This is a genomic window from Shewanella algicola, from assembly GCF_014648035.1.
GTDB lineage: Bacteria > Pseudomonadota > Gammaproteobacteria > Enterobacterales > Shewanellaceae > Shewanella > Shewanella algicola.
This window is the reverse complement of sequence record NZ_BMQI01000001.1, coordinates 234,169-244,129: the sequence shown is the minus strand read 5'-3', so window position 1 is coordinate 244,129 and position 9,961 is coordinate 234,169. Positions and strand designations below refer to the sequence as shown.

The 9,961-nt window shown below is 42.6% G+C and carries 13 protein-coding genes; all 13 read right to left on the bottom strand.

The window, feature by feature from the left end; translation table 11 throughout:
* Positions 1 to 1,050: 1,050 nt before the first annotated feature.
* Entirely contained in the window at positions 1,051 to 1,302 is a 252-nt protein-coding gene (locus IEY42_RS01240) for a transposase (protein ID WP_188923560.1), read from the bottom strand.
* Between the two features lie 19 nt (positions 1,303 to 1,321).
* Positions 1,322 to 1,474, bottom strand: a complete 153-nt coding sequence (locus tag IEY42_RS01235) for a hypothetical protein (RefSeq protein WP_188923559.1) — start codon at positions 1,472 to 1,474, stop codon at positions 1,322 to 1,324.
* 431 nt (positions 1,475 to 1,905) lie between these two features.
* Positions 1,906 to 2,175, bottom strand: coding sequence for an HPr family phosphocarrier protein (locus tag IEY42_RS01230; protein WP_188923558.1), 270 nt, complete (start codon positions 2,173 to 2,175; stop codon positions 1,906 to 1,908).
* Positions 2,176 to 2,196: 21 nt separating this feature from the next.
* A complete protein-coding gene (gene rapZ / locus IEY42_RS01225) occupies positions 2,197 to 3,060 on the bottom strand; it encodes an RNase adapter RapZ (RefSeq protein ID WP_188923557.1) in 864 nt (287 codons plus the stop codon).
* On the bottom strand, positions 3,057 to 3,500 hold the full coding sequence (gene ptsN, locus IEY42_RS01220) for a PTS IIA-like nitrogen regulatory protein PtsN (RefSeq protein WP_188923556.1): 444 nt from the start codon (positions 3,498 to 3,500) through the stop codon (positions 3,057 to 3,059). The genes rapZ and ptsN overlap by 4 nt, the downstream gene beginning before the upstream one ends.
* 2 nt (positions 3,501 to 3,502) lie before the next feature.
* Positions 3,503 to 3,790 (bottom strand): ribosome hibernation promoting factor, encoded by a 288-nt coding sequence (gene hpf, locus IEY42_RS01215; RefSeq protein ID WP_188923555.1) that lies wholly within the window; start codon positions 3,788 to 3,790, stop codon positions 3,503 to 3,505.
* 27 nt (positions 3,791 to 3,817) lie between these two features.
* On the bottom strand, positions 3,818 to 5,302 hold the full coding sequence (locus IEY42_RS01210; RefSeq protein ID WP_188923554.1) for an RNA polymerase factor sigma-54: 1,485 nt from the start codon (positions 5,300 to 5,302) through the stop codon (positions 3,818 to 3,820).
* 127 nt (positions 5,303 to 5,429) lie between these two features.
* Positions 5,430 to 6,161, bottom strand: a complete 732-nt coding sequence (lptB, locus tag IEY42_RS01205; RefSeq protein ID WP_188923553.1) for an LPS export ABC transporter ATP-binding protein — start codon at positions 6,159 to 6,161, stop codon at positions 5,430 to 5,432.
* Positions 6,158 to 6,739, bottom strand: a complete 582-nt coding sequence (gene lptA / locus IEY42_RS01200) for a lipopolysaccharide transport periplasmic protein LptA (RefSeq protein WP_188923552.1) — start codon at positions 6,737 to 6,739, stop codon at positions 6,158 to 6,160. The genes lptB and lptA overlap by 4 nt, the downstream gene beginning before the upstream one ends.
* A complete protein-coding gene (gene lptC / locus IEY42_RS01195; RefSeq protein WP_188923551.1) occupies positions 6,726 to 7,286 on the bottom strand; it encodes an LPS export ABC transporter periplasmic protein LptC in 561 nt (186 codons plus the stop codon). Before lptC ends, lptA begins: the two co-directional genes overlap by 14 nt.
* A complete protein-coding gene (kdsC, locus tag IEY42_RS01190; RefSeq protein WP_188923550.1) occupies positions 7,283 to 7,840 on the bottom strand; it encodes a 3-deoxy-manno-octulosonate-8-phosphatase KdsC in 558 nt (185 codons plus the stop codon). Before kdsC ends, lptC begins: the two co-directional genes overlap by 4 nt.
* A gap of 2 nt (positions 7,841 to 7,842) precedes the next feature.
* Positions 7,843 to 8,820, bottom strand: coding sequence for a KpsF/GutQ family sugar-phosphate isomerase (locus tag IEY42_RS01185; RefSeq protein ID WP_188923549.1), 978 nt, complete (start codon positions 8,818 to 8,820; stop codon positions 7,843 to 7,845).
* Positions 8,821 to 8,864: 44 nt separating this feature from the next.
* Positions 8,865 to 9,827: a calcium/sodium antiporter gene (locus IEY42_RS01180; RefSeq protein WP_188923548.1), complete on the bottom strand. Its 963-nt coding sequence runs from the start codon at positions 9,825 to 9,827 to the stop codon at positions 8,865 to 8,867.
* Between the last annotated feature and the right edge of the window lie 134 nt (positions 9,828 to 9,961).

Sequence of the window (9,961 nt, the reverse complement as noted above, 5' to 3'; positions counted from 1 at the left end):
AAAACCAGAACGGGTGTTCACGATGGGCCGGAATCACTGTTCACGATGCTCCGGAATATGCACGCAGAGGTTATTTATTGCTTAAGCGGGATATCCTTCTTTGAGGATTGATTCACTTAAGCTCAATTCTGCCATAGGCAGGAATAAAAGTGACGTTATTGGATATAGAGTCTGGGGACCCAATAACGCCTGAACTGTTGCGTTAACCAGTCCATGGTTAACGATGTATAAAGCGGCAAGGATGCAAGATTGGGTACGCTTATTGTTTTTATGAGTTTGTTACTGTGTTTTAGCGTGCTGGGGGCTAGCTAAAACACGGTCAAACATCCTTGCCATAACTGAGGTGGTTGGCACTGACTGCGCCTATCCACTGAATAAAAGTGACGTTATTGGATATAGAGTCTGGGGACCCAATAACGCCTGAACTGTTGCGTTAACCTGTCCATGGTTAACGATGTATAAAGCGGCAAGGATGCAAGATTGGCTGCGCTTATTGTTTTTATGAGTTTGTTACTGTGTTTTAGCGTGCTGGGGGCTAGCTAAAACACGGTCAAACATCCTTGCCATAACTGAGGTGGTTGGCACTGACTGCGCCTATTCACCGAATAAAAGTGACGTTATTGGATATAGAGTCTGGGGACCCAATAACGCCTGAACTATTGCGTTAACCTGTCCATGGTTAACGATGTATAAAGCGGCAAGGATGCAAGATTGGCTGCGCTTATTGTTTTTATGAGTTTGTTACTGTGTTTTAGCGTGCTGGGGGCTAGCTAAAACACGGTCAAACATCCTTGCCATAACTGAGGTGGTTGGCACTGACTGCGCCTATCCACCGAATAAAAGTGACGTTATTGGATATAGAGTCTGGGGACCCAATAACGCCTGAACTATTGCGTTAACCTGTCCATGGTTAACGGTTATATAAAACGGCAAGGATGCAAGATTGGGTGCGCTTATTATTAGTATGATGTTGTTGCTATTTGCTTGTGTAATCAGTTTGCTGGGGAACTCACTGAAAACACGATCATACATCCTTGCCAAAAACGCTAACTAGCTTGCCATTGTTTGTAATTGTTGGCTTAACTGAGTAATTTTTTGTTGTAAATGTGCTATTTCTGACACGATTTCGCCTCGGGTTTCATTTTTACGGGTATCGCTATGTTTTACCCATTTGTAAACCGTCTTTGCTGAAATGCCATATTGTTTAGCTACATCTGATAACAAGCGATTATGTTCTTTTACTTCGCTAATCACTTGATATTGAAAATCGATAGAGTAATGTCTGGCAGTTGATATAGTCATGTCATTAATTCCTTATGAATTATCTATATTTGCTTGAGCGAGATTCAACTTCATCCCACTGGCTGCAACCAAGATGCGCTAAGAAAAAAATGTTCTGGCGGTATTGTTCAACCAGTTTATTCACCATGACATTGATTGATTTGATGTTATGACCTAGGTTCATTTTACTCATCGCTATCTCCTACAACTGACAATGGACTGCTCAAAAAATAAACTACTACTTAGTAGGTATATATATCTATATGAAAAGCGCGTGCCAACTTTTAAATATTTTTTAAATCCTATACTATCAGTGCCTTATGATTTCATCGGTGTTTGTTAACAATTTTGATTTTTGTTTAATTGGTGCAATTGCACTAAATTGGTGAATCACTACTTTGTTTATGAGTAATGAATAAGTACAGTATGAGCGAGGTTTATGGCAGCGGTAAGTCAGCTTAATGACAGAATGAGGACATCGTTTTACGTTGAGTTATTATCGTCTTGCTAAGGGCTCGCATCGATGCGATATCAATGATGATACTGCATGAGTATGTTGTATCGATGCAGACTCTATAATACTGGTACAAGAGACGGAGATAGGTAGTGCTAACTGATGGAGAGTCAGCAGCACTCATCAAATTTAGCGTTAATGAGATTGCACACGGCTTCTAGGGCTGCTTCAGCATCGGGACCTTTAGCTATCACCGTCATCATTTTTCCTATACCGCTTTCAAGCATTAGCAATCCGAGGACACTGGCAGCATTGGCTTGTTTTTCACCCTGTACAAGGGTGATTTCGGCGTCAAAATCGGCAGCAAGAATCGCAAGTTTAGTTGCAGCGCGCGCGTGCAATCCTAACTTATTCGATATCGTCACTTGGCGTTTAAGCATGATTAACGCTCCACACTCTGATCATTGGCTGCTTTCTTCGATGTTAAGCTCTCTATGTCGAGCATTTACTGTATGTTTACAGCCTTGTCTAAAGCGTTTAGCGAGCTGATCGGTAATGTATACCGAACGGTGTTGGCCACCGGTACATCCTATCGCAATCGTCAGGTAACTGCGGTTATTGCGCTCTAGGTGTGGCATCCAAGTTTCAAATAAATTCTCAATTTGCCAGATAAATTTGTTCACCAAAGGCTGACGACCTAAAAACGCTTGTACGGGTTCATCTAGTCCGGTGTAAGGCCTTAATTCTATTTCCCAATGTGGGTTAGGTAAAAAACGCACATCAAACATAAAGTCTGCTTCGGTAGGCATACCGTGTTTAAACCCAAACGATTCAAAGTTAATCACAAGCTCTTTATCTACACTGCCAAGTAGTATCTGCCTAACTTGGTCACTGAGTTCGTAAATATTCAAGGCTGATGTGTCGATATAATGGTCGACAATTTTGGCGATGGGTTCCAATAAGCGACCTTCAAGTTTTATCGCTTCTTGCAGTGAGATGTGATTTTTAGATAACGGGTGTAAGCGGCGGGTTTCGCTGTAGCGTTTAAGCAGCACTTTGTCGCTAGAATTTAAAAAGAAGCTGGTTATTTCGGTATCAGGTTCAAGAATTTTGAGCTGCTCTTGTAGCACTTTGCCTTGCTCGGCAATATTGCGCACATCTACACTAATGGCAACCAGGTCATTACTGCCTTTTAATTGCGCTAATAACGTATCGATAAGTGCCAGGGGGAGGTTGTCTACACAGTAGTAGCCTAAATCTTCTAGCACTCTAAGGGCGACTGATTTACCTGATCCTGAGCGTCCTGATACGATGACAAGCTTCATTGGGTAATTACCTGATAGAGTTCTGTTGAATCGTGAATTTTACGTAATTGCTTTAGCACTTGTTTATCGCTGAGTTTTTGCGCCATGGATGAAAGAGTGCCGAGATGTTGTTGGCATTGATCGGCTGGGACTAACAACGCAAATAAGATATCGACGGGTTGTTTATCGATGGCATCAAAAGGAATGGCCTCTTCGCATTTTACAAAAATAGCGATAGGGTGATCGATTGTAGTCAATCGGCCATGAGGTATCGCAATACCATTTCCTATACCTGTGCTACCCATTTTTTCTCGTGCAAGCAGGCTTTCAAACACCTCTTGCGAAGATAGGGTGGGGTACTGGGCAGCAACTAAGTCGCTGATGAGTTCCAGTACCTTTTTCTTACTGCCCGGTGTGGCACAGGTGGTGCATGCCGGCTGCAGGATGGTACAAAGTTCCATCGTTAGTGTTTTGTATACTTCTCTTTGTGTTTAATTACCTGACGGTCTAGTTTATCTATCAGGGCGTCTATTGCTGCATACATATCTGTGTTTTCAGACATGGCGAAAATGTCTCTGCCATTGAGGTTCATTTTGGCTTCTGCTTTTTGCTGTAATTTTTCAACATTGAGTACAACGTGGACATTATTGATCTGATCGAAGTGTCGTTCAAGCTTAGAGAATTTCTCGTGAACGTATTCACGCAAAGATTCTGTAATTTCAACATGGTGCCCAGATAGATTGATGTGCATTACACTTTTCTCCATTGTTGAGTAAATTTATAAACTCTTACGTTGGTTCGAGGGCGGTATCATCATTGCCTCACGGTATTTTGCAATCGTACGACGAGCAACATTGATGCCCTGTTCTGCCAGAAGTTGCGCCATTTTGCTGTCGCTAAGTGGCTTTTTCTGGTTTTCAGCAGCAACCAGCTTTTTAATAAAAGCACGGATTGCTGTTGATGAGCATTCTCCGCCATCGTCAGTGCTGACATGGCTTGAGAAAAAGTATTTTAGTTCAAATAACCCTCGTGGGGTGTGCATGTATTTTTGAGTCGTTACCCTTGAAATGGTTGATTCGTGCATTTCGACGGCTTCAGCAATGTCGTTTAATACCATGGGTTTCATGGCTTCTTCGCCGTATTCAAAAAAGCCTTGTTGGAATTGCACAATGCAATTAGCCACTTTTAATAGGGTGTCGTTACGGCTTTCAAGGCTTTTTATAAACCATTTTGCTTCTTGTAAATGCCCACGTATAAATTGGGTGTCCGACGGGTTTTTACTACTACGTGCCATAGCTGCATATTGTTGATTCACGCCAATTTTGGGCATATTGTCTGGATTTAATTCAACCACCCAGCGGCCATTTTTTTTCAGCACGGTCACATCAGGGATCACGTATTCGTCGTCCGTGGCGGTGATTAATAAGCCTGGGCGTGGATTGAGTGACTGGATCAAGCCGATGGCGTCGCGTAAATCATCTTCTTTAAGGCGGGTTTTACGCATTAGTAATCTAAAATCACGGCCAGCGATCAAATCTAAGTAGTCTTTGATCAAAATACGGGCGTTTTCAATATATGGTGTGTCGGTGGCGTATTGTGCTAATTGGATTAATAGGCATTCGCTTAAGTCACGCGCAGCAACGCCCACTGGGTCAAAGTGCTGAACACGTTTAAGTACGGCTTCTACTTCGTCTAGCTCAACGTTTTCATCACCCATCGCTTCTAAAATTTCTTCGGTACTTTGCGTTAAGTAACCCCGTTCATCAATGGCGTCGATAATGGCGGTTGCAATCGCTAAATCTGTTTCAGAAAATGGCGTAAGGTTCTTTTGCCATTCTAAATGTTCATATAACCCTTCAGTGGTTTCACCTTGAAACGGCATGTCGTCATCGCGCATGCTTGCACTGCCTGAACCAGACATTGGTGAGGCGGTATAGACTTCGTCCCACGTGGTATCCATGGGCAAGTCGTCCATGGTTTCTTTGCTCAATGATTCAGTGGTGTCGACAGAAGACGTGTCTTTTTCAACATTAACGGTGCTGTTATCGCTGAAATCGGTGTCAGATTGATCGTGATTTTCTTTTACAGGATCTTTGGCTTGAGAAAACTCATCTTCTATTTCAAGCAATGGGTTTGAGTCCAGTGCTTGTTGGATTTCTTGCTGTAGCTCCAATGAAGATAATTGCAGCAAGCGGATGGCTTGCTGCAATTGTGGGGTCATAGTGAGATGCTGACCCATTTTAAGTTGGAGTGACGCTTTCATTTACCGCTTATCCCCAGATGATTTTCATAAAGGTGACAATCTCAAAAACTGTAATAGATTGTCACGTAAGTCAATGATGTTTAGCGCTGTTTAGGTATCGTTCAATGAGATGAAGTAGATAGGCTAACTATAGCTTGAATTGTTCACCTAAGTACACTGCTCGAACTTGTTGATTGCTCAAGATCTCATCTGGTGTACCTTCGGCGATTAAATTACCTTGGCTTACAATGTAAGCGCGCTCACATACGTCGAGTGTTTCGCGTACGTTATGGTCAGTAATTAATACACCTAAACCACGACTTTTCAGTTGTTGAATGATTTTTTTGATGTCGATAACCGAAATAGGGTCAACACCAGCAAAGGGTTCGTCGAGTAAAATAAATTGTGGGTTTGCCGCCAATGCGCGGGCAATTTCAACCCGACGGCGTTCACCACCAGACAAAGACATACCTTGGCTGTCGCGAATATGGGTAATATGAAACTCTTCAAGCAAGTGCTCAAGCTGTTCAATGCGTTGGTCTGTGTTTAGCTCTTTGCGGGTTTGTAATACCGCCATGATATTGTCATGCACTGTCAGCTTGCGGAAAATACTGGCCTCTTGAGGTAGGTAGCCAATACCTTTTCGAGCTCTAAGGTGCATGGGATCAGATGTTAGGTCGTCTTTATCAATTAAAATACGGCCTTTGTCGCTTTTTACTAGGCCAACGACCATATAAAACGTGGTAGTTTTACCTGCGCCGTTAGGGCCAAGTAAACCAACAATTTGCCCTGTTTTAACCGTTAAGCTTACATCTTTAACAACTTGACGTGCTTTGTAGCTTTTGGCTAAGTTTTCTGCCGTTAAGGTAATTTGGGTCATGGTTTGATCTGCTTGTTGACTGGGATCTCAGGCAGCTTTTGTTTTGGTGCTGACTCGTTTTGGAAATTATCAGGTTGGATAATGGTAATAACCCGGTCTTGACCTTTACCTGTGCTTTCGGCAATTAATTCTTGAGCGGTAATATTGTACTTAATACGATTACCCGTCACTTGGCTACCGGCTTGATTTAGCTTGGCATTACCCGATAAAGTTAATGTGGTCGTTGCTAGGTCGTAAGTGATCTCATTGGCACTTGCAGTACCGATTTTGCCATCGTCTAATTCTTGAGAGAAGGTCGCAGGTTTTCCTGTGGCGATGAGTCTTTTTGATGTGCTGTTTTCTGGCGTGAAAGCGCGTAGTTCGTCGGCATTAATATTTATAGTGCCTTGCACAATGGTCACCGGGCCGTTAAAAATAATTTGATTGTTTTTAATGTCAGCTGACTGGCTTACTGAGGAGATTTTTAATTCTTGTTTGAGATCCCCTTGCTTTGCCACTGCTGGAATGCTCAGCATGCAAACTAAGCCGCTAAATAATAGTGCGGCTTGGGCGCGAGAGTAACGATTATTGTGGCTCATATGTTCCTTCTACTTTATTTAGTAGCGATAATTTTTGGGTATTCAAGTCAGCATGCAAGCCTAAACCTTGAATCATAAACCCTTTGCCTTCGATATACACCATCTCTTGTGAGCTGCCTATCATGGTGGACAGATCTAATGTGACCGTTTGTGTGGTCAGCGACTGTAAAGGCTCTTCAATATCAATAGCATCAATAATAACATTATTTTCTAAGATGACTTTATTGGTCTGTTTATTTAATTGACCTCTGTCAGCACTTAGTTGCCATTGAGCTTTGCCGTTTTCCGGATAAATTAAATATACAGGCTCAGTAAAGTGAGTGATATCACTCGAAGCATAATGCTCCATGTGTTTTGCCGATACTTTACTGGCAATTAACCCTTCTTTGTTAAATTCAGTAGTACGTAAATTGTCGGCAATAAAGTCAGGCCGTTCTATCCCTACCACTTTAATTGCATCCATTTCACTGCGCTTTACTTGAGCTTGCCAATACAACACAAGGGCAAGGCCAAAGAATGCGGCAATCGCGATGGTGACTCTATTCATATACTCATACCGTGGGCACGGGTAAATTTATCCTGACTTAGTAATAATAGGTCCGTGAGTTCACGTAGGGCACCATGGCCACCATTGATACTGGTGGTCATATGGCAATGTTGTTTTACAAACGGATGCCCATCTGCAACACATACTGCTAAACCCACTACTTTCATTACAGGTAAATCGACCATGTCATCACCAATGTAGGCCACTTCGTCAGCAGTCACATTATAGAGAGAGAGTAATTGTTCAAATGGTTCAAATTTATTGTCGATGCCTTGATAAATATGTTTTACCCCAAGTGCTGTCATGCGAGTTTCAACAATTTTTGATTTACGGCCAGTGATAACGGCAACGTGTATGCCACTGGTTAATACTGAACGCACACCATAACCATCACGAGTGTGGAATGCTTTTAGCTCTTCGCCTGCATTGCTTAAATAAATACGTCCGTCAGAAAAGACGCCGTCAACATCGCAAATGAGCAGTTTAATTTTTTTAGCTCGTTGCCAAATATCGTCGCTGACCTGGCCGTAAAAGCCTTGATGTGTATCTGACATGGTTAAATCACTCCTGCTTTAACCATATCGAGCATATTTAATGCGCCGATCGGTTGATGTTGTTGGTTAACGACAATCAATCCGTTAATGTTTTTTTCTTCCATGATTTGTAATGCTTTTGCTGCCAAGATACCGCTAGGACTGGTGACGCAATTTTGCGTCATCACTTGGGCAATTGGTGTGGTGCGTAAGTTTACTTCAGCATCAATAATACGTCGTAAATCACCATCAGTAAAAATACCCACTAAGGTATTAGCTTTGTCGACAACGGCGGTCATACCCAGGCCTTTTTTCGATATTTCATACAGCGCATCGGTAATGCAAATGTCATCACTTACACTCGGTAAGCTATCACCTTGATGCATCACATCTTCTACTTTTAGTAACAGTTTACGTCCTAAAGCACCGCCGGGGTGTGATAAGGCAAAATCGTCTCGGGTAAAGCCTTTTGCTTGCAGTAATGCAATAGCTAAAGCATCACCCATAGCAAGGGTCGCGGTAGTGCTTGATGTCGGGGCTAACCCAAGCGGGCAGGCCTCTTCTTGTACTTGAATGCACAGATGAATTTTAGCGAGTCGAGCCATGTTTGACTCAGGTTTGCCGGTCACTGAAATCACCGGTACCCCCATACGTTGAATCACAGGCAGTAAGGTTAAAATTTCACTTGATTCGCCTGAGTTAGAAATCGCCAGTACGATATCATTTTTGTCTAAAGCGCCTAAGTCGCCGTGGCTGGCTTCACCCGGGTGTACAAAAAAAGCAGGGGTGCCGGTACTTGCAAAGGTGGCAGAAATTTTATTGCCAATATGGCCTGACTTACCCATACCCATCACAATCACTTTGCCTTTACACTGCATGATGAGTTCGCAGGCCTGGCCAAATTCAGCGGAGTCGACGTATTGATATAAATGATCTAATGCCGCTTTTTCGATATCGATAACTTTGCGGCCCCATTGGCGAAATTGAGTTTGATCTACCATGAGTGTCTCTCTTTTAGCTTAAGACTTTACCTTTTTGCTCCAATCTAATGAGATTGAAATACAATAATTTGGTACGCAATAAAGGTGATTAATAACAAGGCGCCATGCCAACGGGTAAGTTGTTTTTTAGCACCACTAGATAACACTAAAACGGCCAGTGCAGTACTGGTTCCCAATACCATGTAGAAATCTCTACCGCTGGCTTGTGCATCTATTTCGCCTGGGGCAATCAACGCAGGTATCGCGAGTACCGCTAAAATATTAAATAAGTTTGAACCAACGATATTACCAATCGCTAAATCATCTTCCTTTTTTAATACACCAGCAATGCAAGCTGCCAACTCGGGTAAGCTTGTACCAACCGCAATAATAGTCAGTCCAATGACTAAATCAGATAATCCATAAAATTTTGCAATCCCTACCGCGCCGTCAACCATCCAACCTGCTGATAGAGGAAGTAATATAATACCAACTAGTAGCCAAATGATAGCACGAAAGGTGGGGACGTTTTTAGGGATCTCAGACTCGAGGTCTTCATCTAAGGTGTCTGTCACTTTTTTGCTAGTGGCTTGCCAAATAAAAAAGCCCATTAAGCCAAAAAATAAGATGGTTAACATAATGCCTTCTGCACGGGTTAACAGGCCGTCATGTAATGTGTAGCCCGCAAATACCGTAGCCGCTAACATTAAGGGGATTTCACGCTTTAAGGTTTTTGACCCTACGCTAATCGCACCGAGTAATGCGGTTAATCCTAAAATTAAGGTTATGTTGGCAATGTTTGAGCCTAAAACGTTGCCGACTGCGGTGTCGCGCATATCATTCATTGACGCGCTCGCGGCAACAAACATCTCAGGGGCTGAGCTGCCCATCGCTACGATGGTGAGTCCTATTAGCATTGGCGGTAAGCCTAAATTACGCGCAAATGCAGCTGCACCGTATACAAATCTATCCGCACTCCACACTAAAACAGCAAGCCCTACAATTAGCATTAGGATATTAACTAGCATGTGATTCCTATGATGGTAAATAATTAGCGGGCATTTTCGCTGGATTTTCACTAAATTGAAAGCATTGTGCACTAATTGTATTAACAATGAGCTTTGGTTATATGGATATAGTTGTCGCTCAATGGACAATTACA

Excerpts from the sequence above, each read along its gene's own strand:
- rapZ (WP_188923557.1), bottom strand. The coding sequence starts at position 3,060 with ATGAAGCTTGTCATCGTATCAGGACGCTCAGGATCAGGTAAATCAGTC.
- lptA (WP_188923552.1), bottom strand. The coding sequence starts at position 6,739 with ATGAGCCACAATAATCGTTACTCTCGCGCCCAAGCCGCACTATTATTT.
- IEY42_RS01185 (WP_188923549.1), bottom strand. The coding sequence starts at position 8,820 with ATGGTAGATCAAACTCAATTTCGCCAATGGGGCCGCAAAGTTATCGAT.
- IEY42_RS01180 (WP_188923548.1), bottom strand. The coding sequence starts at position 9,827 with ATGCTAGTTAATATCCTAATGCTAATTGTAGGGCTTGCTGTTTTAGTG.
- lptB (WP_188923553.1), bottom strand. The coding sequence starts at position 6,161 with ATGACCCAAATTACCTTAACGGCAGAAAACTTAGCCAAAAGCTACAAA.
- IEY42_RS01210 (WP_188923554.1), bottom strand. The coding sequence starts at position 5,302 with ATGAAAGCGTCACTCCAACTTAAAATGGGTCAGCATCTCACTATGACC.
- lptC (WP_188923551.1), bottom strand. The coding sequence starts at position 7,286 with ATGAATAGAGTCACCATCGCGATTGCCGCATTCTTTGGCCTTGCCCTT.
- IEY42_RS01230 (WP_188923558.1), bottom strand. The coding sequence starts at position 2,175 with ATGCTTAAACGCCAAGTGACGATATCGAATAAGTTAGGATTGCACGCG.
- IEY42_RS01235 (WP_188923559.1), bottom strand. The coding sequence starts at position 1,474 with ATGAGTAAAATGAACCTAGGTCATAACATCAAATCAATCAATGTCATG.
- kdsC (WP_188923550.1), bottom strand. The coding sequence starts at position 7,840 with ATGTCAGATACACATCAAGGCTTTTACGGCCAGGTCAGCGACGATATT.
- hpf (WP_188923555.1), bottom strand. The coding sequence starts at position 3,790 with ATGCACATCAATCTATCTGGGCACCATGTTGAAATTACAGAATCTTTG.
- ptsN (WP_188923556.1), bottom strand. The coding sequence starts at position 3,500 with ATGGAACTTTGTACCATCCTGCAGCCGGCATGCACCACCTGTGCCACA.
- IEY42_RS01240 (WP_188923560.1), bottom strand. The coding sequence starts at position 1,302 with ATGACTATATCAACTGCCAGACATTACTCTATCGATTTTCAATATCAA.